This window comes from Candidatus Methylomirabilis limnetica, from assembly GCF_003044035.1.
GTDB lineage: Bacteria > Methylomirabilota > Methylomirabilia > Methylomirabilales > Methylomirabilaceae > Methylomirabilis > Methylomirabilis limnetica.
Genome location: NZ_NVQC01000015.1, coordinates 1 through 22791, shown reverse-complemented (window position 1 = coordinate 22791; position 22791 = coordinate 1). Strand labels below are relative to the sequence as shown.

General features: G+C 57.8%; 27 protein-coding genes. 21 read left to right on the top strand and 6 right to left on the bottom strand.

Annotated elements, in window-relative coordinates; all coding sequences use genetic code 11:
• Nucleotides 1–50: 50 nt before the first annotated feature.
• The 5 genes from CLG94_RS03745 to CLG94_RS03725 form a co-directional block, all read right to left on the bottom strand.
• Complete coding sequence (locus CLG94_RS03745) at nt 51–1283, bottom strand: TolC family protein (RefSeq protein ID WP_161954006.1); 1233 nt, start codon at nt 1281–1283, stop codon at nt 51–53.
• An 825-nt stretch (nt 1284–2108) separates the two neighbouring features.
• On the bottom strand, nt 2109–2759 hold the full coding sequence (locus CLG94_RS03740; RefSeq protein ID WP_107561547.1) for a PASTA domain-containing protein: 651 nt from the start codon (nt 2757–2759) through the stop codon (nt 2109–2111).
• The gene (gene rsmB, locus CLG94_RS03735) at nt 2756–4114 is read right to left on the bottom strand and encodes a 16S rRNA (cytosine(967)-C(5))-methyltransferase RsmB (protein ID WP_107561546.1); all 1359 of its coding nucleotides are present in this window, start codon (nt 4112–4114) and stop codon (nt 2756–2758) included. Before rsmB ends, CLG94_RS03740 begins: the two co-directional genes overlap by 4 nt.
• A gap of 142 nt (nt 4115–4256) precedes the next feature.
• Nucleotides 4257–5192, bottom strand: a complete 936-nt coding sequence (gene fmt, locus CLG94_RS03730) for a methionyl-tRNA formyltransferase (protein ID WP_107561545.1) — start codon at nt 5190–5192, stop codon at nt 4257–4259.
• Entirely contained in the window at nt 5183–5815 is a 633-nt protein-coding gene (locus CLG94_RS03725; protein WP_161954005.1) for a Mut7-C RNAse domain-containing protein, read from the bottom strand. The genes fmt and CLG94_RS03725 overlap by 10 nt, the downstream gene beginning before the upstream one ends.
• Before the next feature lie 343 nt (nt 5816–6158).
• Between CLG94_RS03725 and CLG94_RS12970 the strand changes: the two genes are divergently transcribed.
• The 18 genes from CLG94_RS12970 to CLG94_RS03645 all read left to right on the top strand — a co-directional run bounded on the left by CLG94_RS12970 (nt 6159) and on the right by CLG94_RS03645 (nt 17260).
• Nucleotides 6159–6344 carry a hypothetical protein gene (locus CLG94_RS12970; protein WP_133174627.1) on the top strand — a complete coding sequence of 62 codons (186 nt, stop codon included), beginning with the start codon at nt 6159–6161 and terminating at the stop codon, nt 6342–6344.
• Between the two features lie 198 nt (nt 6345–6542).
• Nucleotides 6543–6821, top strand: a complete 279-nt coding sequence (locus CLG94_RS03720) for a BrnT family toxin (protein WP_107561543.1) — start codon at nt 6543–6545, stop codon at nt 6819–6821.
• Nucleotides 6805–7083, top strand: coding sequence for a hypothetical protein (locus CLG94_RS03715; RefSeq protein ID WP_107561542.1), 279 nt, complete (start codon nt 6805–6807; stop codon nt 7081–7083). The genes CLG94_RS03720 and CLG94_RS03715 overlap by 17 nt, the downstream gene beginning before the upstream one ends.
• 44 nt (nt 7084–7127) lie before the next feature.
• Nucleotides 7128–7418, top strand: a complete 291-nt coding sequence (locus CLG94_RS03710) for a DUF1330 domain-containing protein (protein WP_107561541.1) — start codon at nt 7128–7130, stop codon at nt 7416–7418.
• A 202-nt stretch (nt 7419–7620) separates the two neighbouring features.
• On the top strand, nt 7621–8058 hold the full coding sequence (locus CLG94_RS03705) for a hypothetical protein (protein WP_153062386.1): 438 nt from the start codon (nt 7621–7623) through the stop codon (nt 8056–8058).
• A gap of 291 nt (nt 8059–8349) precedes the next feature.
• Nucleotides 8350–8532, top strand: coding sequence for a hypothetical protein (locus CLG94_RS03700; protein WP_107561539.1), 183 nt, complete (start codon nt 8350–8352; stop codon nt 8530–8532).
• A 433-nt stretch (nt 8533–8965) separates the two neighbouring features.
• Nucleotides 8966–9508 carry a hypothetical protein gene (locus tag CLG94_RS03695; protein WP_107561538.1) on the top strand — a complete coding sequence of 181 codons (543 nt, stop codon included), beginning with the start codon at nt 8966–8968 and terminating at the stop codon, nt 9506–9508.
• Nucleotides 9509–9664: 156 nt separating this feature from the next.
• On the top strand, nt 9665–10204 hold the full coding sequence (locus CLG94_RS03690; protein WP_107561537.1) for an MOSC domain-containing protein: 540 nt from the start codon (nt 9665–9667) through the stop codon (nt 10202–10204).
• A gap of 181 nt (nt 10205–10385) precedes the next feature.
• Nucleotides 10386–10880 (top strand): heme-binding domain-containing protein, encoded by a 495-nt coding sequence (locus tag CLG94_RS03685; RefSeq protein WP_107561536.1) that lies wholly within the window; start codon nt 10386–10388, stop codon nt 10878–10880.
• A 99-nt stretch (nt 10881–10979) separates the two neighbouring features.
• Nucleotides 10980–12131, top strand: a complete 1152-nt coding sequence (locus tag CLG94_RS03680) for an acyl-CoA dehydrogenase family protein (protein WP_107561535.1) — start codon at nt 10980–10982, stop codon at nt 12129–12131.
• Nucleotides 12132–12202: 71 nt separating this feature from the next.
• Nucleotides 12203–13141, top strand: coding sequence for a methylmalonyl Co-A mutase-associated GTPase MeaB (gene meaB, locus CLG94_RS03675; protein WP_107561534.1), 939 nt, complete (start codon nt 12203–12205; stop codon nt 13139–13141).
• Nucleotides 13142–13466: 325 nt separating this feature from the next.
• Nucleotides 13467–14438, top strand: a complete 972-nt coding sequence (locus tag CLG94_RS03670; protein WP_107561533.1) for a CoA transferase subunit A — start codon at nt 13467–13469, stop codon at nt 14436–14438.
• Nucleotides 14435–15229 carry a CoA-transferase subunit beta gene (locus CLG94_RS03665; protein ID WP_107561532.1) on the top strand — a complete coding sequence of 265 codons (795 nt, stop codon included), beginning with the start codon at nt 14435–14437 and terminating at the stop codon, nt 15227–15229. Before CLG94_RS03670 ends, CLG94_RS03665 begins: the two co-directional genes overlap by 4 nt.
• A gap of 118 nt (nt 15230–15347) precedes the next feature.
• On the top strand, nt 15348–15584 hold the full coding sequence (locus tag CLG94_RS03660; protein ID WP_107561531.1) for a DUF433 domain-containing protein: 237 nt from the start codon (nt 15348–15350) through the stop codon (nt 15582–15584).
• A complete protein-coding gene (locus CLG94_RS03655) occupies nt 15581–15934 on the top strand; it encodes a DUF5615 family PIN-like protein (RefSeq protein WP_107561530.1) in 354 nt (117 codons plus the stop codon). Before CLG94_RS03660 ends, CLG94_RS03655 begins: the two co-directional genes overlap by 4 nt.
• Before the next feature lie 44 nt (nt 15935–15978).
• Entirely contained in the window at nt 15979–16191 is a 213-nt protein-coding gene (locus CLG94_RS13405; RefSeq protein WP_193450632.1) for a hypothetical protein, read from the top strand.
• Nucleotides 16175–16435: a DUF2442 domain-containing protein gene (locus CLG94_RS03650; RefSeq protein WP_239993106.1), complete on the top strand. Its 261-nt coding sequence runs from the start codon at nt 16175–16177 to the stop codon at nt 16433–16435. The genes CLG94_RS13405 and CLG94_RS03650 overlap by 17 nt, the downstream gene beginning before the upstream one ends.
• A 432-nt stretch (nt 16436–16867) precedes the next feature.
• Complete coding sequence (locus CLG94_RS03645; RefSeq protein ID WP_107561528.1) at nt 16868–17260, top strand: hypothetical protein; 393 nt, start codon at nt 16868–16870, stop codon at nt 17258–17260.
• Between the two features lie 522 nt (nt 17261–17782).
• Here CLG94_RS03645 and CLG94_RS03640 read toward each other — a convergent pair.
• On the bottom strand, nt 17783–18676 hold the full coding sequence (locus CLG94_RS03640; protein WP_107561527.1) for a hypothetical protein: 894 nt from the start codon (nt 18674–18676) through the stop codon (nt 17783–17785).
• Nucleotides 18677–19140: 464 nt separating this feature from the next.
• On the opposite strand from CLG94_RS03640, the gene CLG94_RS03635 reads away from it, so the two are divergent.
• The 3 genes from CLG94_RS03635 to CLG94_RS03625 all read left to right on the top strand — a co-directional run bounded on the left by CLG94_RS03635 (nt 19141) and on the right by CLG94_RS03625 (nt 21946).
• Nucleotides 19141–19629 (top strand): hypothetical protein, encoded by a 489-nt coding sequence (locus CLG94_RS03635; RefSeq protein WP_133174625.1) that lies wholly within the window; start codon nt 19141–19143, stop codon nt 19627–19629.
• Between the two features lie 735 nt (nt 19630–20364).
• Entirely contained in the window at nt 20365–20781 is a 417-nt protein-coding gene (locus CLG94_RS03630) for a hypothetical protein (protein WP_133174624.1), read from the top strand.
• Between the two features lie 133 nt (nt 20782–20914).
• On the top strand, nt 20915–21946 hold the full coding sequence (locus tag CLG94_RS03625) for a DUF4238 domain-containing protein (RefSeq protein WP_107561524.1): 1032 nt from the start codon (nt 20915–20917) through the stop codon (nt 21944–21946).
• The last annotated feature ends 845 nt before the right edge of the window (nt 21947–22791 follow it).

Genomic DNA, 22791 nt, shown 5'->3' with positions numbered 1-22791 from the left:
ATTATTGTGAGGCAGTTAATAACGAACGGGTGTAGGTTCATCGTGTACCCCTATCGGCCCATGGCTGCGTCGATTTGAAATCTGGCAATGCTCAGTTCGTAAAGGGAGCGGTAATAAAGCCGCTGGACCTCCAGAAAGGTCCGGTGTGCGTCTAGAAACGCAGTGAGATCGATTGCTCCCATCTTGTGCGCGGCCTCGGCGATCTCCCGCGATTCGCGGGCCTTGGGCAGGTATTCGGTTTCCAGTCCTTCGAGGCGTCGGCGTTGGCTCTCAAACCTGTTGAACGCCTGATCTACTTCCAGGAGCGCCTGGCTCTCCAGTCGCCTGAGCTGGAACGATTCTCGATCCTCTTCTGCCTGAGCTCGAACGATACCCCCCTGGTTCCGATTGAAGAGGGGCAGGGGAGCCGCCAGGCCAAATATGACGCTGTCCTCGCTGAAGTTCCGCTTGTAGCCCAGGAAGGGGAAAAGGTCCGGGAAGCGCCGCGCCTGTTCGAGCCTGATCTGTTCGCGAGCCTGGATGATCCGCTGATGCTGGGCTTTGAGGTCTGGGCGGCTCTGCAGGGCCTCGGCATGCAACGGTGGCAGACTGCCAACAGGTTCGCCCTTTACAAGCTCTTCAGTGACATCGAATTCGGATGTCGAGTCGGGGAAGCCGAGCAGCGTGAGCAGCGCGGTCCTGCCCTGTTTGAGGTTCAGCTCTCCGGCGACCACGTCGTCAAACACCCTGAAGCGCTCAACCTGCACACGCCTGAGTTCCGCCCCAGAGATCTCTCCGAGACGAAACTGCTCCTCCTTGGAGCGAATAGTCCGGTCAAAGTCGGCCAGCAGGTCGCGGGCCACAGCAATTTCGGCCTTGGCCAGTACGATCTGGAAATACGCCTGCTTGACCGCGAACCTGAGTAAACGGGCCGTATTGTCGACGTCGGCTTCAGTCGCGCGAAGATTCGCTCCTGCGACGGCCTTTCGCTGGGAGCGCTTGCCGGCTGTCTGAATCTCATGGCTGACTTCAAAAGAGAGCTCCTGTCGATCCAGGAACGATCCCCCGCGAAACCCTTCTGATCTGAGCGAAAGCTGTGGGTTTGGAAGCAGCGCAGCGGTGGTAGCGTCTCCATGCGCGATCTGTCGGGCCGTCATCTCTGCCTGCAGACCAGGGTTTTGCCGCCCTGCGATCTGCAAGGCGTCGGCGAGCGAGAGCGTTCGCGGGAGGGTTACAACCTGGGATTCGGCGGGAATGGGCGCACTAATCGAAAATACGAACAGAGTGAGCAGTACAGAAAGCATCGAGATTCTCATCGCCAATCCATCCATGAATATACCTCAAACGATAGGCCGATTCAACGAGCCTTGAGACGATTGACCGCCAGCAGTGAGGAGAAAGAAACACAATGGCGTTCGACTAAAACGCCTACCGCGAACTAAGCAGTCGTAAGAAAGGAAAGGAGAACTATACCTGGCGAGGAGGTAGGGAAGGTGGATCTGAGGTAAGGGAAGAGGAAGAGAGAGCAGGCCGAGCGTTACCCTCTTTGACATACCGTGGGAGATCTAAAGCAAACGAGGGCGGATTGGCCGCTGGGTTTACCTCGAGATCGCAGTGAGGAAGCGATTGCCCTGCGGGTAGAGGCTTGTTGTCTTGTGCTCTCTTGGGCTCTTGCGTATCTTCAGGCAGGTTCACATGCGAGTGGTGAGCGGCAGGTCGGTTCCCGAGAGCGGTTGAATGGGAATGGTCATGGAGGCCGATAATCGCCATATGGATGGCTGGTGATCCCGTGTACACAACGAGTAGGGTAAAGGCAAGAGCAAAGACTCTCTGACTCCGACTCGTCATGGAAGCCTAACCCTCCAGGTGTCTACTCGTAACTCAAGTGGGGGTAGAGCAGCCTCGCTCACGTCGAACACGGAAAGCAGTGTACCAGTCGTCATGTCACATTGTCAAGCTGCGCTTGATTCCCCAAGAACAGCGATGGACTTCGCAACCCCTCGACTCCTTGCGTCATTGCGAGCACCCGCAGGGTGCGCGGTAGTCTCAGTGCAATAATGCGAGATTGCTTCACTTCGTTCGCAATGACAACTTTCTATCGCTGTTCTTGGGTGATTCGCTGTACGTTGTCAACAGGCATGGGTGACAGCTTGCAGTGCTGGCTGAGCAGATGCCTGTACGGTAGCCTCCAGGAGGCTACTTTGCCCACGAAGGAGACTTGAGATATTTGGCCTGGGACTGTTGAGGGTGGAGGCCGGTTCCTCAAGCTGACCAAGGCTCAGCAGTACGGCAACCGGGCTCCCCCTTCGGACAAGGGCACCAGCCTCTGGATCCTGGGCGATCACCTCCCCCTTGGGGCGCTCCGACGAATGGACCTGCGCTACCCGGCCAAGGGTGAAGCCATACGCAGAAAGGATCTGCTGGGCCTGGGGTAGGGGCAGCCCGGCCAGACTAGGGAGTTCGACAGCATCGCTCCCTTGACTGACCACCAGGCGGACCTCGCTGTTCTTCTGGACCCACGAGCCACTAGCCGGCCGTTGGAACAGGACCGCATCCGTTGGAACCCCTTCGCTGTACTCCCGACCGCTCACTTTCGGTTGAACGCCCTGCTCGCGCAGCAGATTGAGAGCCACCGTGGAGTCCATCCCGATGACTCGCGGAAGCCGCACCTTGTCCTTCTCCGCCGCGAACCACATCGTGATGGCGCCGCTCACGACAGCCACAGCGGTGAGGATCAGGGCTGCAGCGAGCCCCTTGCGCAGCAGCCGGAGGAATCTCATCTGTCCCGCTTGCGGAGTCGGATCGCATAGAAGCCATCGAGTCCGTGCAGGTGCGGCCAGGTGCGAAGGACGCCCGTGGAATCGATCAGCTCCGCGACCGTTGCAGCAAGGCTGCCGGGGGTGTCAGCGACTGTAAACTCCGGGAAGTCACGCAGGAACGTCTCAATCACGGCGTCGGTCTCCTCCGGCTCGAGCGAACAGGTGCTGTAGACCAGGAATCCTCCAGGTTTGAGTAGCGGCGCGACACCGTGAAGCAGCTCAAGTTGCAGGCGCGCCAAGGCTGCCAAGCCCGCCTCTTGCTGTTGCCACTTCCGCTCGGGATGGCGTCTGAGGGTGCCGAGGCCGCTGCATGGCGCATCCACTAAGACCCTGTCCACCGGGCGCGTGAATAACTGCGCTGCTTGCCTGGCATCGGCTTGGACCGGGCTGACTCGATCAAGACCCAGGCGCGCCCTGGCCTCTCGGAGGCGTCGGTGAGCGCGAGCGCTCGGGTCGAGCGCGATCACTCGCCCGCTTCCGGCGAGCTGTTCCAGGAGCAGGGCCGTCTTACCGCCGCCGCCGGCGCAGGCATCTAACACGACATCGCCGGGCTGGGGATCCAGCAGCAGGACCGGCAAGGCCGCTGCCTCATTCATCGGGAAGTACCAGCCGTCCGCGAATGCCGAATCCCGCAGCGCCTCTGCGCCATCTTTGAGGTGAAAGATGCCTGGGGCGAAACGTCCTGGCGTCACCGATCCCGCGATGCAGGCGAGGCGCTCCTTGACCTCCTCAGGCCGACGCTTCAGACGGTTGACCGCGACTGACAGCGCCGGGATTTCGTTGTTGGCCCGTAGCAGTGCTTCGGTCTCTTCGGCCCCCAGGCGGGTAAGCCAGCGAGCGACCAGCCATGGCGGGTGCGACCAACGCGTAGCGAGGGCGCCGACCGGATCGCTGGACGGGTCAGGAAAGTGGATCGTTGCATGCCGCTCCAGTAATCGGCGTAAGATCGCATTGATGAAGGCTTTGGCGACGGGCTTGATTCGACTGTGCACGACTTCTTGGGTCAGGGCGACGGTCTCGTTCACGGCGGCATAGGCCGGGATGCGCGTCAAGAAGAGGATCTGATAGGCGCCAAGGCGAAGCAGGCGGCGTAGCGCCGGATCAACCGTATCCCAGGGGCGGTTGGTCACGGCGGCCAGCAGATAGTCAAGACGACCCTGCCAGCGGAGGACGCCGTACGTCAGCTCGGTGGCCAGAGCCCGCTCCTGTTGCGAGAGGCGCGACTGCTTCAGCTTGGCGTCGAGGAGGAGACTCGCGTAGGCCTGCTGCTCCTCCACCTGGGTCAATATCTCGATCGCGATCCGCCGTGCGTGCATCTACGCCTCTTTAAGGAGCCTGTCCTGAAAACCCCGTGTCGTGCTTCGACAGGCTCAGCATGAACTAGAAAATGTCATCGCTTTCAATGTATACCGTTCACCCTGAGCTTGTCGAAGGGTAAACGAGGGTCTGGCAGATAGGCTAGGACGAGCCAAACACGTCGCCGAGCCGGACACGGTACCCCCTGGCAAACTCCGCTGCGGTCATGACACGGCGGTTCTCTGGTTGCACCTGGGATAGCCACAGACCCCCCTGCCCGGCGGCGACGAACACCCCCTTCACGCGATCGATCGCACATACGGCGCCTGCAGGAGAGCCGGCGGCGGCCTCTGCCTCGGCTTGCAGCACCTTGACACGGCGTCCCCCGAAGCTGGTCACGGCTCCTGGCACTGGACAAAGGCCCCGAATCAAGCAATCGAGGGCTCGCGCGTTACGGGCCCAGTCAAGATGCGTATCGCCGAGGGCGAGCTTCGGCGCATAGGTCGCAAGGCGCTCATCCTGCGGGATCGGCTGAGCTGTCCGGTGTGCCACGTGATCCAGCACCAGGCACAACATCTCAGACCCAAGGATGGCTAGGCGCTCTCCGATGGTCCCTGCGGTATCCTGAGGCCCGATCGGTACGGGCTGCTGCATGAGGATAGGACCGGCATCCATCCGCGCCTCGATCTGCATAATGGTGACCCCTGTGACGGTGTCTCCTTGGATAATGGCCCGCGGGATTGGCGCCGCACCCCGGTACTTCGGCAGGAGCGAGGCATGGAGGTTCAGGCAGCCATGCGGCGGTAGGTCGAGAATGGCTTGCGGTAGGAGCTGGCCATACGCGACGACGACGATGGCCTCTGGTTGGATCGCCTGTAGCGCCGATATAACCGCCGGCTCGCCTATCTTCTCCGGCTGCAAGATCGGGAGCCTGAGCTCCAGCGCAGCGAGTTTCACTGGCGGCGGGGTAGGCACGCGCCCGCGCCCGGCCGGCCGATCCGGTTGGGTTACGACCAGGCAGATGTCGTGGCCCGCAGCAATGAGCGCCGTGAGCGATGGCAGGGCGAACGTTGGTGTGCCCATGAAGCTCACGCGCATCGGCCATTCCCTTTTGCATTGCCCAGAAAGTCCCCCTCAACACTCTCCTTCCCCTCTTGCGGGGGAAGGTGGGGATGGGGGGTGTCGCGGACCTTCACACCCATGGGCGCGCTGCTGGCGCATGCGGTATTGGAATCGATCGGCGATCGTTTCATCTTTGTGACAGCCACCCCTTTCTTCCATCCAGGTAGGCGCTCGAGGACTTCCATCATCCGGGCGTAATGCGTCCCCTCCCAGTAGATCCGGAGGCAGCCATGGCAGCGGGCGAATCGCTCATGGGCCTGCCAGACGAACGCTGGGATCTCGGCGCGCACCTCGGCTTTTTCCGTCGGCTCGATGGCGAGGTTGCATCGCAGGCACAGACGGCCGATCCGGGGCGGCACCCCAAAGCGGGCCACCACCTGGCCAAGTTGCTCATCGTAATGATCGCTGACGATCAACAGGGTCAGATGGGGTGGCAGGCGCGGCGGAATGTGGGTGTCTCGTGTGAGCAGCAGCCGGTTCTCCGCCAAGACCAGGCGCACCAGCCTGGCATCGTCGCCTCGCCAATACAGCGTGTCGTAGCCCAACAGGCGGAGCCACTTGGCCAACCGACCCAGCATCGCATCGGCCACGAACCGCATCCTTGTTCCGTCCCTCCCTGGTCCTCTGCGTCCTTTGTGCGCGAAAGATGCGCCTGTCCTGAGCACAGTCGAAGGACTTAGTACGACCGGGAAAACATTAATCCTTCCAATACCCATACCGTTCACCCTGAGCATGTCGAAGGGTAAACGGGGGTTTGCAGGACAGGCTCAGATGCGCCGCGCAACTGTGACTATAGCACACGAACAGGATCCTGGCGTTGGGGGATCACAGGCGGGGCATGGGGGAACATCCCGGTCAGCCGCTATTGATCGAGCCACCTTTCAAGAAGCTCATCGTTCAATAGGCTCAGCAGGAGGCCCGCCCAAGCAGGATCGTGGTATCGTGGGCAAAACGGTCATCCTGGAGCCTGAGAATGAACAGATGGCGCAAACGCTTCGCGCCGCGCCATCGAGGCTAAAGCGGACGGTCGTCCACGCGAGCACGTTCGCGCATCCGCCCGCCGCTGATCCACAACGCCGGCAGAGGTTGCCAACCGCCACATTGTTAGCCATACAGTTATATGGTTAATATCGCCATCCTGTGCTAAGCTATTCCGTAACTACTCAGGTAGATAGGCTGAAGGCTGAAGGCTTTTAGGGGTAAGTCATGCGTGATCATACAAAACTCCGAAAAGATCTTGAATGGCTCGATTCGTGCCTTGCGAGATAATTTAGAACCTTCAGTCTTCAGCCTTCAGTCTAAACACCTTGTAGTTACGCTATTCCAATGAATAAGGCACGGTTTGATTGGGACTCTGCCAAGGATGAAGAGAACCAGAAAAAGCACGGAGTACCGTTTTCTCTGGCTCAATATGCCTTCGCTGACCCGCACCGTGTCATTGCCGAAGACCTTACCCACAGCAAAACTGAGAAACGCCACTTGTGTTTCGGCGAAGTTAACGGGGGTATTCTCACCGTCCGCTTTACCTATCGCGGCGGTGTCATTCGAATCTTTGGTGCCGGCTACTGGCGGAAAGGAAAGGCAATGTATGAGAGCAAAGATTAAGTACACCAGCGAGCCTATTGAGGCCAAGGTCATTCTGGATTTTCTCCCTCCACCGGAGGAACTTGCGTTTCGAGAAGAAGGAGTTAAAGTCACCATTGCTCTAAGCAAGAAGAGCGTCGAGTTCTTTAAGTCCGAAGCCTCAAAGCATCACACGCAGTATCAGCGTATGATTCGGAAGCTCATCGACTCTTACGTTGACTCTTATGCAGAACATCGAACCCATCGCTCAACACGGACTGCCGGCAAGCGGGCGGCCGGTTAGCTCAACGTGTTAGGCGCACAAAGTAAAGGAGCAAGAGGAACATCATGCCAAAGGCCTATTGGGTCAGCGCATATCGCGCAGTAAAGGACCCTGACAAGCTTGCCGCATACGCGAAGCTTGCCGGTCCCGCAATCACTGCGGGCGGAGGACGCATTCTCGCGCGTGGCGAGCCGGCGAAGGTTTACGAATACGGCTTGAAACAGCGCATCGTGCTGATCGAGTTCGAGAGTATCGAGCAGGCTGTTGCCACTCATGACAGTCCTGGCTACCAGGCTGCGCTGGCCGCTCTTGGCGACGGTGCCGAACGGGAAATTCGCATCGTCGTAGGTGTCTGAGTGTCGTCGATCGCGATGCCTTTCACCCTGAGCTTGTCGAAGGGTAAATGAGGGTTTGCAGGACAGGCTCCATTTGTTGAGATTTGCCTGCGTCGGACGATAACCAGGACATCAACTCGGACACGGCTTCGCCGCGCCTATTCTGCTCGCCGTGAGACCGGCATTAACCATCCATGGGGAAACTAAGAACATGATAAACACAATGTCGAACGAAGAGCTTGTGAGCCGGATAAGGCAAAAGCGCATACAAATGGAAACATTCCTTTCAGTCGCACGACCGCGGAAGCGTCGACTCATCAACACCACGATTGTGGGCGGCACGCTTGCTGCGGCATTGACGGCGGCCCCTGCTGTCGGCGGACAGGCATTTACCGTGTGGCTTACCGGAGTGCTTGGTCTGGGTTCACCGTCCTGGCGGGTTCTGTGTGCGGCCGCGTCCGTCTGCTCGGCAATGTCGACCGTCGCGACGCAACTGCTTACGTCGCACAAGATTGAAGAGAAGGTGATCCGAGCTCAGGGTTGCCGCGAGAAGCTCGAAGTCCTGGAGGTCGGTCTGACAATGGGCCAACTCGATGTGCAGCAGGCCACGACCGAATATTTGAAGTGCGTGGAAGAGGCGGCTTTTCTCGAAGTCTCGTGAGTCACACACGTACCGTCTTGAGATACCAGTACTTTTGGCAAGGCTATCGTTCCATTCTAATCCTGTGGCAAGATTATGCTGCAGGTACCCGGCTAGCCATGCTAAAATCAAGCCCCGAGTTAAGGCTCAAGTGGCAAGCGTTGGGTTCCATGTACTGCAAGATAATGGGTCAAGTGACACTTGTTTTATCGGTCAACGTACCTGGGACCACGCCAGGCTTATGAGCGCATGGCCGAACACGACAGCGGCAGATCTGCGATCACGTCATCTCACTCAACAGGAGGAACACCCATGGCTGTCACCGCGAAGATCGAAGGCAGGAAGCTCATTATCACGGCAGACCTTGAGGCGCCCACCCCGAGCGCAAGCGGAAAGACTCTCGTCGTTGCCAGCACACGCGGGAATATGAAGACGGACGTACTCGTAGAGGGAAAGCCCCTCACCATCGGGCTGAATGCCTATATTGCGAAGTGACCGTCAACCCCCACCTGTGCTCCGCGCTCCCGGCCGCCTCCGACAAGCGAGCCGCTCGCGATGCCCTCACGCTCGCGATCAAGCCAGGGGCTCCGGCGCAGCCACTCTGCCATCCGTTCACACAGGGGCAGTGACCATTTGTGTGGATGTGCCTGCATCGGCTGATAACCAGGCATCAACTCGGACACGGCGTCGCCGCACGGTTCTGCGAGCCGTTAGCCGCCAGGGAAAACCTCTGTGTTTTCCACGCAAACCCAGTACCCTTATGGTGGTTGCCTGCTCGTACTCGATATAGGGGCAAGCGTTTTAGCCCTCGCAAAGCCCGAACATCTCATCTTGACAATCTGAGGATAGGAGCGCACGCCGCACGCATTGGACGCTATGAAAAGATGTCTTGCCGGGCTGTGTTTACCTTAAGAAGGAGCGAACAATAATGCGGAGATATTTGACTACGGGTGCTGTCATCAGTGTCCTTCTGCTGGGCTCGTTTCAGGCAGCCTTAGCAACAGATATTGTTGATTTACTTTTTGAAATCAATACCAAGGACGGTGACAAAGCCAAAGGCGAACCGATTAATTTTCAAATCCTAAAAGACGACACCGTCGTGGTCTACGATTCCAACTGGATCTTTCGCAACTGGCTCTTCACGAAGGACTCATATTACTATCGGAGGGCGCCTTGGGCCGGAGCCAAGATTCTTATTCCACTGACAACCGACGACTGTCCCAAACTGAAATTGCGTGTTGAAAAAATGGGCGACAGCGGTTGGAAGGCCACCTTTAAGGTTCTGGCTAACGAGAAAAAGTTCACACTGCTAACCGAGACGCCGATCGTTCTGTTTGGCGAGAGTCATCCGGTCCGTCCAGAAAAGCCGCTTGAGGGCCAGGGAGGCGCAAAGGTTACGCAGTGGAACGGCGGGAGCGTTCATATCTTCAGATTTGACTGCCCACCGTCGGAAAAAAAAGTGACTCCGTGATCTTAACCCTGCCGACTTCGGATTAGCCGGTTGGAGGTAGTGCAGCGCCAGCTTATGCGTTCATCAAGAGACAGCGGAAGGCTGACCCGGCGGCTGTACACGGACGCACGACCGTATGCCGGTAAACGGTAATGTCAGACGGTGAGGGCCAGACCGATGGGTGAAGTAGTGGCGGTGTGCTGTAGCTCGACGCACTCGTTCGGCAAGCCGCCACTCGCTGCCATTCGTCTGCTCGCAGGCCTTGGCGTGGAGGGTGACGCCCACCTCGGGCGAACGGTCAAACACCGCTCGCGCGTGGCGGTCGACCCGACGAGGCCGAACCTGCGGCAGGTCCACCTGATCCACACCGAACTACACGACGAGCTGCGGGTTGCCGGGTTCGACGTATCCCCCGGTCAGATGGGCGAGAACGTCACCATCAGAGGCGTCGACCTGCTCGCCCTGCCCATCGGCACCCTGCTTCGACTTGGTCTGGATGCAGTCGTAGAGGTGACCGGATTGCGCAACCCGTGCGCTCAGCTCGACGCCTTCCGGCCTGGGCTGATGGCGGCGGTGCTGGACCGGGATGGGTCCGGTCGACTGGTCCGCAAGGCGGGTATCATGGGGGTGGTACTGGTGGGCGGGGTGGTACGACCCGGAGACGTGGTGGGAGTTGAGCTGCCTCCGCCGCCTCATCGTCCGTTGGACCTGGTGTAGTAACCGCAGCGAACGACGCGCTGGACTGGATCGCGGCGGGATCATTGAGTCCAGTTCAGACGGTTTGGTGCTCCATGTTCTACGCGAGTTATGCCTTGTTCTCGCATTTGCTCAGCTGGCGTTTCGCAAGCCACTGAACGGGGGGCGCTAGCCCACGTGCCGTTATTTGTGGAGGAGCTATATGCATAAGACGCACTTTTCTTGGTTCAAAACTATTGTGTTCACCTTGGCTATTTCAGAAGCAGCCTTGATTTTCATTGGCCTTCAGTTCATCCCCTACGGCCGAGGGCACAATGATCCCTCGGTGAAAGCGGAGCCTAAATGGGACAGCCCTCAGACGAGAGAGCTTTTTTTCCGCGCCTGCGGTGATTGTCACAGCAACGGAACCGTCTGGCCATGGTATGGCTACATTGCACCCATCTCATGGCTCATCCAATACGATATTGACAAAAGTCGCGTTGCCTTCAACGTGTCAGAATGGGGACGTGGAAAGAGTAATAGTAACAATGCTGCAGAAACTGTCCGAAGTGGCTCGATGCCGCCAACGCGCTATACAATCTTACACCCATCAGCAAGACTATCCGCTTCCGAGAAGCAGGCATTCATTCAAGGGCTGGTTGCCACCTTCGAGAGCAAGCATGAGAGCGAACAAAAAGGTGAGCAGCGTGACGATTAATCCAATGCAGTCCGACGGCAAAGGTTGTGAATGGTGCATGGCAACAACACGCAATCCGATTACGACGGCGGTCAAATCTCGACGCCAGAGGGGCGAGGGATGGACTTTGATCTGAGCGAGGAACAGCAGGCGGTTCAGACGATGGTCAGGGAGTTTGCCGAGCGAGAGATCGCGCCGGTCGCAGCCGAGCTTGACGAGCAAGAGCAGTTCCCGGCCGAGATCATTCGGGAGCTGTCGGAGCTCGGGCTCATGGGGATCCTCTTTCCGAAGGCGTACGGCGGTACGGCGATGGACTACATCACCTATGCCCTGATCCTGGAGGAGCTCGGGCGGTACGATGCGTCGGTCGCTCTGACTGTGGAGTCGCACAATTCGCTCTGTAGCAATCATATCTATCTCTTCGGAAGCGAGGCTCAGAGAAGGCAGCATCTACCCCGATTGACCGGCGGACAGGCCCTTGGCGCGTGGGCGATGACGGAGCCCGGGTCGGGGAGCGATGCGGCCGGGATGCAGGCCACTGCAACGCGTGATGGCGATCAGTGGGTGCTGAACGGGACAAAGAACTTTGTCACGCAGGGAAGCGTGGCAGGCATCTATGTAATCATGGCGCTCACCAATCGGGCTGCGCGGGAGAGGGGGATCTCGGCCTTCATCGTGGAGCAGGGGACGCCTGGATTGCGGGTCGGCCGGAAAGAGCACAAGATGGGATTTCGGGCCTCCGATACAGCCCAAATCATTCTGGAAGGCGCGCGCATCCCGGAGGCGAATCTGCTGGGCGAGCTGAACCACGGCTTCATTGATGCGTTGACGATCCTGGATGCGGGGAGGATCGGGATGGCCGCCCTCAGCGTTGGCATCGCTCGCGGCTGTCTGGAGGAAGGGCTGAAGTATGCCAAAGGACGACAGGCCTTCGGCCAGCCAATCGCGGACTTCCAGGCGATCCAGTGGAAGATAGCCGATATGGCGACCGAGATCGATGCGGCCAGGCTCCTTCTCTGGCAGGCCGCCTCCCTGAAAGATGCCGGTCAGCCATTCACGAAGGAGGCGTCGTACGCCAAGCTCTTCTCCGCAGAGACGGCCATGAAGGCGGCCACTGAGGCGGTGCAGATCCACGGCGGCTATGGCTACATCAAGGAGTTCCCAGTCGAACGGTATTTCCGGGACGCCAAGTTTTGCGCCATCGGTGAAGGGACCTCAGAGATCCAGCGCCTGATCATCGCTCGCGAACTTCTTGGCCGAGCGTATGTGTAGGGGCGCTGCTCGCTGCGCCCGGTCTCCCAGTGTCCTACCCTAGACCCTATACCCTGTTTATTTGGTGACGCATGGAGCTGGTGCAGAAAATTCTAAAAGGTGATGTCCGCGCAGCGGCCCGCCTGATGACGATGATCGAAAACGGCGACGCCGAGGCCAGGGCTGCGCTAAAGTCGCTCTACGCCCACACCGGCTCGGCCCACATCATCGGGATCACCGGTCCTCCAGGCTCAGGGAAGAGCACGTTGGCAGACCGGCTCACTGAAGAGTTGCGAAAGCGCGACAAGACGGTGGGGATTGTCGCGGTGGACCCGACGAGCCCGTTCACCGGCGGGGCGATTCTGGCAGACCGGATTCGGATGCAAAGCCACAGCCTTGACACCGGCGTCTTTATCCGCAGCATGGCAACGCGAGGCCATCTAGGTGGCTTGGCCCGTGCTACCAACGAGATCGTAGACGTCATGGATGCGGCGGGGAAAGAGGTGATTCTGATCGAAACGGTGGGGGTCGGCCAGGACGAGGTAGAGGTCGTGGGAACGGCGCACACCTGCGTGGTGGTCTCGGTTCCGGGTCTCGGTGACGAAGTTCAAACGCTCAAGGCGGGCATCCTGGAGATTGGCGATCTATTCGTAGTCAACAAGGCAGACCGGGAGGGCGCGAGCCGGACGGCCACTGAGCTTGAGATGATGCTGCACATGGCGCCGGAGGCGGCTGGCTGGTCTCCAAAGATTCTCAAGACGGTCGCCACGACGGGGGAGGGCGTTGCAGCGCTGCTGGATGCGATCTTTGAGCACAAGGTGTTCATGGATAAGTGCGATCTGCGGAAGCAGAAGGGGCGAGCGCGAAGTGAGCGCGTGTTTGTTGCGCTGCTTCAGGAGAGACTCACGGCCAGAGCGCTGGAGCGGTTCGAGCAGAACGGGGGGATGAAGGAGCTGATCGCCCGTGTCGCCGATCGCGCGCTCGATCCGTACACCGCCGTGGACGAAGTCCTCGCAAAGATCGGCCTGTAGAGGGAGCGAGCACGTGTCATTGCTTCGAAAGTCTCCCGCCCTCAGCGTAGGGGCGACCCTTGTGGTCGCCCAATCCGGGCAGGCACAAGGCCTGCCCCTACAAAGGGGAGGAGGTTGGAGGGTGCACGCTACCAACTTTCATGCCCATGGGCGTGCCGCCGGCGCATGGGGTATTGCTTCAAAAGTCTCCATTAGGGGTCATTGCGCTGGAGCGTAGCGACCGAAGCAATCTCGCAGTGGAAATACGGTGAGATTGCCGCGCTTCCGTTGGTCGCTCGCAATGACGAGCCTCTCGATTAAAGTAGGGTAACAGGAGATGTACGCGATGGATGTGCTTCAGGCAGGAGTGGGGGAATTCAGCGTCACAGACCCGGACGATCTGCGCGCCTTCATGCGGACCGAGAAGCGGCGGCAGATGGTGGACAAGGTCATGCCCGAAGCTGAGGCGGTTCGCCGCTATGTGAAGGACGGCGATTATGTCAGCTTCGACTTCTCCTCCTTCACCCGAGGCCCGGCCTCGCTCGTTCGGGAGATCATCCGCCAACGGAGACTGAACCTCTGGTTTGCGGCCAAGTTCACGCTCATGGAGACCACGCTGCTGGCGGCCGGAGGTTGCTTACGGGGGGTCGACGTGGGATTTCTGGGTCTGGGCTACCTCATCGGCAAGTGGGTGGAGGAGGGGCGGATCAAGGTGACGGAGTGGACCAACGGTACGCTCACGCTCCGCCACCTGGCCGGGGCGATGGGGGTGCCGTTTCTGCCGACCAGGAGCCTGCTGGCCACCGATACCCTGACCTACTCCGGCGCCAAGGTGGTGCAGGATCCCTTCACCGGCAAGCCGATCGCGCTGGTCCCCGCCGTGAATCCCGATGTCGGGCTGGTCCATGTCCACCAGTGCGACATCTACGGCAACGCTCGCTGCTTCGGTCCTGGCGTCTCACCGCTTGAAACGGCCATGGCCTCCAAACGGACGATTATCTCTACCGAAGAAATCATCACGACCGACGACATCCGCAAGGAGCCGTCGAAGACCACCATCCCGTACTACATGGTGGATGCCGTCGTCTATGCCCCATTTGGCTGCCTGCCGGGCGGGACGCAGGGGATCTACGAGATGGATACCCCGCACTTCCTGGAGTTTATGGGCGCCTCACGCGACGAACAGAAGATGGCCGCCTATCTCGACAAGTATGTCTACAGCGTGGCCTCTCACGAGGAGTTTTTGGAGAAGCGCGTGGGGGTAGCAAGGCTCTTGGAACTGAAGCGACAGGCTACGATCAAGGAGGGGTACCATTGAACGGCAGGGAGTTCAGCGAATCAGAGTTCATGATCTGCCAGTGCGCCAGGCTGATTCAAGACGGTACGCTTGCCTTCATCGGGTACGGGATGCCGCAGATCGCCGCGATCCTGGCCCAGCGTCTGCACGCCCCTCGGATGGTCCAGGTCTATGAATTCGGCGCGGTCGGGGCGCTCCCCGAGACCCCATTCGTCCGCTTCACGATGGGCGGGCCGCGCAACTGCTATCGGTCGCTCGCCTGGACGAGCATGAACACCATCTTCGCGCAGGCCCAGCTTGGGATGATCGATATGGGTGTCCTCGGCGCTACCCAGATCGACCGGTTCGGCAACCTGAACTCGACCATGCTCGGAACCGATTACCACCGCCCGCGGAAGCGATTTCCTGGGAGTGGAGGGGCCAACGAGGTCCTCACGCAGTGCTGGCAGACGGTGATCGTCATCAAGCACGAGCATCGCCGTTTCGTGGAGAAGGTCGATTTCGTAACCTCCCCCGGGTATCTGGATGGAACGCCCGGGGCCCGCGAGCGAGCTGGTTTGCCCAGGGATACCGGACCCTGGCGGGTGGCGACCTCCAAGGCCCTGTACGGATTCGATGACCAGACCAAGCAGATGATCCTGTTGGGGGTCCTGCGTGGCCTGAGCGTAGATGACGCCCTCAAGGAGATGGAGTTTACCCCGCTCATTGCCGAACGGGTCGAGGAGCTTTCACCCCCGACGCCTGAAGAGCTTCGCATCCTTCGTGAGGAGATCGATCCCGATCGCGCGATCATCGGTGCCGCCGGGGAGTAACGGAAGGAGGGTCCCCGTGAAGACGGCAGCACTCTTAGAAATTAGCGCTTGCGTGCTATGATTATCCAAATCCAGGGTCGGGACATACTGTGGGCTGTTACTCAGATTGAGGTGAGACATGGCGGCTATCCGTATCGAGTCCAACCCGGCGATCATGATGGGTAAACCGGTCGTCGCGGGAACGCGCATTACCGTTGAGCTGATTCTCGAGAAACTCGCGGCTGGTGAGACGGTCGAGCAGTTGCTCGCAGCCCATCCTCGCTTGACCCGTGAGGGTATTCTGGCCGCTCTGGATTTTGCGGCGCGAGCGCTTCGTGCGGACGTTGTCTATCCCATTCCTGATAAGGCTGCATGAATTTCCTCGCGGACGAGGGCGTCGATCGCCAGATCGTCGACCGTCTTCGGGCAGGTGGGCATGAGGTGTACTATGCGGCCGAGTCTGCTCCGGCTAGCTCTGATGACCATCTCTTGCAATACGCCAATGAGCGTCACGCGATAGTCGTGACGTCCGACAAGGACTTCGGCGAACTCGTCTACCGAATGCGTCGCGTTCATGCCGGCGTGATTCTGTTACGCCTGACGGGTCTCTCCATTGACGCAAAATGCGACCATGTTCTCGCGGTGCTTCGAGAGCGCGCTGCTGAGATTCCGGGTGCCTTCACAGTGATCACGCCTGGTGCGGTTCGCATACGAGGGGTGGCCTGAGAAAACGCCTGTCCAACAGCGCACTGAAGCAGACGAGGCCGCTGATGTGCAGTGCGGGCTTGTTCGACGGACGGTTTGGCTGCTTAGTGCGAGCGATGGCGCGGACGCTTCGCGCCGCGCCATCGGCGTTCCGGATTGTGCCTCTTGCGCGCGTCCAGAATCATGGCTTCTCCGCCCAAGAGCTTAACCAGATTCGAACTGTCATTAAGGCAAACCTGCAAAAGATTCAGGAGGCGTGGCGTGAGCATTGCGGTTAGCACCGATACTCGGGTCAAGGAAGTGTCGGTGACCGAGGAAGTGATCACTTTCAGCCTTGTGGACGGACGTGTTGTGAGTGTTCCACTGGCGTGGTCCTGGCGGTTGAGTGAAGCCACGCCAGCCCAAAGAAACAACTTTGAGATTATCGGCGATGGGTATGGAGTCCACTGGCCGGACGTCGACGAAGATCTCAGTGTTGAGGGAATGCTTTACGGAGTTCCCGCGCCGCGTCCCAAGATGTAAACCTTGCCAGACGGTCTGCGAGCAACAGGGTCGAGCCGACCCCTGAGGAGCTTCGCATCCTGCGAGAGGAGATCGATCCCGATCGCGCGATCATCGGCAGGACTGCCGCAGACTAACGACAATAGAGGTCTTTAGCTGGACTTGGGGTAGCGAATATACCCAATCCCCTTCGGCAAGATACTTCCGAACGCTGGAAGCCGGCGTTGCGTGCCCTTACCGAAAAGCTCCGCAAAACCACCCATTCCGCTCGCAAACCGGCCACCTGTTCCGATTGAACTTGGTCAGGCATTCCGATGCTTGTGCAGATGCGTAGTTGAAATCGACACGGCCATCCTGGTCAGTGTGGCCCCTGAAAAAGGCTTGAGAACCCCGGGAAGACGTTATAGAGTGCACCACGGTCGCGTGCGAGGATATTGCGGAAGGAGAGATCACATGGGCAAGTCGATGACGTCGATGATGACGGGATTCGTGGTGGTGTGCGTCGCGGGGCTCTCTGTCGGCTGGGCGCAGCAGACCACGGTCACGCTCGTGTCGCCGAAGGATGGGGACGCCATAGGTTCCCGCATGGTGATCCAGTGGGAGTTCAAGCCGGCGGGGGAGGTCACCCACATCCATCTCTACCTGGACGGGGCCAACCCGGGGCCACCGTTTGGGACCTCGATGGAACTCACGGGCCTTTCGAACGGGCCGCACATTGTCAGGATCGTCGCGGCGAATGCGCGCCACCAGGAGATCGGACCTGAGGCCATCGCGACGGTGACTGTGCAGGGCGCGGCAGCGCCGACCACGCCAGGGCCAGCCCCCAGGCGGAGCCGAGCGTACTAGCTGCTGGGCTCCGAGGGAAGCGGGGACCGGCGAGCCCTCCGAATCATGGGTGCCTCGCGACCCTCCTGTTCCTCGGCTGGCATCTCCTATTGTGCGCTGCCGTCCTCTGCTACATCCGGCCTCTTCGGTCACACCCCCTCCTGTGGACTCCCAGGATGGCAGATTCGTGGTTGTAATCTAAACTTGTGTCCTCACCGATATGGCTAAAACATACATGCAAGAATTGCTTGACAGCGAACATGAGGATACGATAGTTTGCCGCCTCCGAATATAGGTTTGGCTTGTCGGGGCTGCCGAAGGACCGCGGACGCTTATATGAGGTAAGCGCTCGCTGCCTCTTTCATAGCATCTGACACCCGTCCTAAGTTGGCGCATCGCTGGAATGCAAGGACGAAGTTCGGCGAAAGGAATGCACCCGCAAAGCGGTGGGTTCGTTGCTTTGCTCCTTAACCCACGCTGCGGGAGTGAAGCCTTTTTGGGGTTTTTGAAGACTACCGGGTCGAGCGGGGCTCATTCATCTATTCAAGCCGAACCCTGTTCTCCTGTTTTCTGTCCCGACCAAACTAGGCCAGGAATGATGAAAACTGATTTGTCAGGTTTATGTTCTTCGCTGTGCTCTTTTACTGTTTGCTGGAAGATGGTGTTAACCTCTGATTGATCTCTTCCCTCCCTTACAGCTTTGCTTACGGCCGCAAAAGCTAATGCTCCAATTGCAGGATCAGGGCGGTTCTCAGAATCAAAAAGAGCGAACACAGGCACGGTTTTCACCACCTTTAAACCGGCTGCAATTTTACCATCTTCATCGGATAGTTGGATGGTAGGCCCCGTTATACCAACATTCATCTCCAGCCGTGGTTTTTGATCGCCATCAAACATGGACAAGAAAGCGCCGTTCAAATCCCCGAACTTAGCATCATACCCTAGCTCTGCTCGTAGATCCCCCTTCTCATTGAAAACTTTCAAACCAGAGGTTCCTTGATCCATGCCTATTAGCGTTCTCAGCTTACCGTCGGGTCCAGCGAACTGTAGTGAGGTCCCCCCTGCATGAACGCCGAATACTCCTCGTAGTTTCCCTTCCGCATCGTGCAGGGTGAACTTGTAACCTGCTTCCTGCTGGCTCATTTGCGCCTGTAGAGTTCCCTTCGCATCATACATCGAAATAGTTGGGCCTGTGCTGTCATTTACTCCAAATACCAGCCGATTTTCTCCGTTCTCATCGTTTAGAATTGCCACAGGCCCATCCGGACCGCTACGGAATAACATCCGAGGCGTTGCATCTCCGTCGGTGATTATTAGGTTTTCGGTCGTGATCACTTTCTGCGCATTGGGTTCCAGCGTCTGCTTGGACGATTGCCTAGAAACAAGGAAAGCAACTACCGCTGATAACAAGACCGGGATTAGAATAGTTTCAATCATTTTTAAAATCCCTTTTTGAGCGCTAGCGAATCCACATTCGCCCCCCTACCCGCGCGAGCTGGATTCTCCCACCAAGGCAACAAATTCGTCAATAAGAATCTTCTTGCTTTAGACGCGCGTAGGGCTACACTTTAAGTCAGCGTTGGACGCCTAGTTTGGCCCGCGAAAATCCGGAGGCCAGAGAAAGGGGACCGGATGACCCCAATGCAGAAGGCTCAGGCGCCAGGTAACTCAGCCATCTCCCACATCTTTTGCGCCCTGGCGAAATTGCCTGCAGAGTGGTATTATTCTCGCCACTTATTAATTTGACTAACATCGGTATAGCCGACTTTAACGATGCGTGATTTGCGATGGCAATCCATGAGATTGCGGGACAAGGCTTCACTCATCAGTATCTTTGGAATTGCGCCGAAGCTTTATTGTCCCAAACGGAAACCAAATCGCCTACCGATGGGTATTTTGCGATGGCGGGAATGTTATTGGCTTACTTTGCCTACGAGGCTTACTTGAATCTTGTTGGCCCGCGGATCGATGCGGAGGCATGGAAAAACGAAAGAGATTTCTTCAGTAAGCCCCCATACAGAGGAACTCAGGGCAAGCTTCAGAGGATATGCGAAAAGATTGGAATTGAAGTCGATCGTGGTAAGAGGCCCTATCAAACTATACGAGACCTCGGCAGGCTGAGGGATTTTCTAGCGCACGGAAAGCCGGATACATACGCGTTTGAAATGGACGTGGAAAAAGGCAAGGAACCAGATATGTTTCACGACCTACAGATCTACAACATGGTGAATCGCAAGAACGCTGACCGGGCGTTAAAAGATACCGAGGAGTTCATTGAATATCTTCACGCAAGAATCCCTGCAAAGCGCAATGGCGATGACACTCTGTTTAGGGGTAAGGCTCTAAAGTTTCCTTTAGCGTTGGCCTCTGGCGGGACAAAGCAGACATAGTGGAAGCTGCCAGGGTCAGACTTCCGTATACGGGGGGACATACGGTTGCACACGGGTCGCGTCCGCTAGGGTAGGCGACGGCATGACAAATGGAGCCTTAATACGGGCTATCCACTTAGGCGGCAAGAAACCGATGGGCATGTGATTCGGATCGTCGCCCCGTCAGGGATGAAGGCCAGGATCCCGTTGAGTTCGGTGCGCCTGCGCGAAGCGATCATCTGTAGGCTCCCTGGAAGCCGGGCGTGAGGCGCCAGAGTGTAGGTGAGTGGTGCTCGCTGGAACCCCGCGCCTGCCGCCGAGTGCGGTGTAGATTACACCCCCGTAATGTGGACTCCCCGGATGGCAGATTAGTGGTTGAAATCTGCACCGCGATGCCAAAGGTGATATCCCCGCTTGGAGGTGGAGTAGAGTCCCCATGGTCAGTCGGAATAGGCTGACCGCTCCTGCAGTGTTTGCCATGTTCCGGATCGTTGGAAATTTCTTGCTAAGTGCTGGATAAGGTTCTAGGATTTGGCCGAACTACTTACCTAATCAGGATAGGCAGACCCATCCCTCAATAGCCCAGGCAACTGTTCGATCTCTTGCGGAGGCAGGATGGGACGACCCATGCTATTGACCGGCCTCTGCGACCACATTAGTTTCGATCTATCCCGTCCTGTTTGGGTTTGACCATGTTTTCCTACATACACAATCAATATACAAGTTGGGCGGCGAGAGAATGATTTAGATTGCATCATGAGCGCGGGGGAAACGGTTGCTGTCGGCCTTTTTGCTACGTACGCCATTCTAAGCCAGTACGTTTTTCGCTTTCAACGCACTACGAGAGGAATCTCGCAGGAACTTCTCGACAGCGTAGACCAAAACTTAATGCTCCTCTTGACGCCAGGGTGGATGGGAGCGCTGGGCTGGACGTCCAGCCTTCTGTTCGTGATCTCGATCGCGGCAGCGTGGTGGGCCCTTGGTTGGGTTGCCGCGCTGGCGGTAGTGGCTTACGGCCTTCTTCTCTCCGCGATCATCGATGTGATCAGCCCACTTCCCACGTACTCGCACTGCTTCAACATCGTCGAGTCCACGCTCAAGGCAGCTTCGAATCCCACCGTCCGAGATCTCGCCGATCGAGTTCACGCGATTCGGGTTCATCATGGAAGATAAGGTTATGCGAACAGTTGCAGGGCCGAACATCGGGCTCCCGGAGACGGCGGGGTTGAGACGATTCACCCCAGCGGCCGCGTGGCGTTTCCCCGCCGCGCCCGAGCCAAGGCGTTAGGACCGATGATTACTTTCTATGCGAATGGTGAGCCCCATCCAGGTCACTCGCCCCTTTGGTGAAAAAACGATGCTGCTTGACCACTATGTCTCCCAGGTGCATCTCAGGAAATTCTATTCGCCGGTTCTGGGCGATCGCATGTATGCGATCCGCAAGACCGACCTCAAAGCCTTCACGCCAGACTCGGAATCGGTCTGCAAAATTATGGATGGGAGCACGAACGCCTATCTGTGGGAGGATCGGGCGATTGAGGAATTTTTGAAGACGATAGAGCCAAAATATAATGCCGCTCTGGACAAACTGATTAACAGAAAGATCGACAACGAGTGCATTTACACGATTGCCGGTTTTGTAGCCTTTGTCATTACCTGTTCGCCGGCGGGCATGCGCATTCAATCTGGACCACTCAAGAGCTGGGTAGAAACCCGCACCACCATGCTTGACGCTCAAGGGTTGTTTCCACCCCCTCCTCCTGTGTTAGCCGGTACAAATCTCACCGAACTTCTGCGCAATGGAGCCGTCGAGGTCGTGATCGATCCCAAATTTCCCCAGGCGATCGGCATAAGCTCGATCCTGAAACTCACAGTCCTCCTCGGGAATTTCAAATGGCAGATTTTACACAACAACTTCGACGATAGCCCGTTCTTCACGAGCGACTTCCCGGCCGCCATTGAGAAGACGGACGACCCACACATCTTGAATCGTATCGTCCCCCTGGCACCCAATCTTGCGCTTCGGATCATGCCAGACCGCACACTCGACAGGAGCCGATTAGACTTTGCTTTCGCGAAGTTTCGCTACCACACGCGCAACATCAGCCGTCAAGAGCTTGCAAAACTAAACTGTTTGATCGTGCGATGCGCCGAAGTCACCGTCTTCTATCGCGACGATTCTCCGTGGGTTCAACCGTTCATAGCCAAGAATCGGCATTATCGCATCGCGCCGTATACCCAGGAACTAAAGACTCCTACCGGCACGCTTCTAGTTTCGACGCAAAGAGTTGTCCCAAGCACTCCACCGGTTGAACCGACAAAAGCGAGCGCTGGATAGTTCTCATTCAGGCCCTAACTTTTGCGCGCAGTGGGCACCCGTAGCATCTTTCTGCTTTGCAGGCATCGTGGTGGCGCGCCGCTCACCGCGAACGTTGAGTCTGTAGAAAAAGTCAAAATGAAAAGCGCCACACGAAAAGCAACCTCCACATTTGACCTGTAGGTGACGATCTCGGATCGAGGGACCATTTCGGTGCCCCCAATTTGGATATTTTTTCAGTTGGTCGGGACTTTTTCTACAGACTCGTTAGGGGGCGTAACATGAATGGTGACGCTGGCTATGCTCTTAAAAAGCTCGATTTGGCCATTTTGCTTCTTGCGACGGGTAGAGGCGACGTAAGATCAAGGTTGTTAAATGCCTTTCACGCTGAGTTAGCTGTAGTCCAAGACTCGGACTTTCCCGACAATCTCCGACCCGATTGGTTGTGGATTAAGCAATGTTTGACCCGCAAGGGTCCTCGCGTGCGGGAAGATGGGACGGTTTTGATGGGCGCCGTGCAGAATACGTTGTACACAATGCACAACAAGACGGGGAGCAGGATTTCCGAGCGACTTATCGATCTTAAAGATAAATTGGAAGGGTACCTGATCGACGAGCAAAAAAACTCCCTAAACCAACCGCTCCAGCTAGCCGTTCGGCGGCGGCGGGCTCGCGGTAGCTGAAATAATAGGGACAGCGACTATTTAAAATGAGAAAATCATAAGAACGCCGACCATAAAAATTATGGCTCTTCGCGTAATCGAGTGGGTGAATTTAACATGAAATCCTCTGTAAGCCTTGTGGCATCTGGTAAAATCCGGTCTGCACCCCTTGCAGAAAACGGGAGGATTTCTCAATGGCTATTT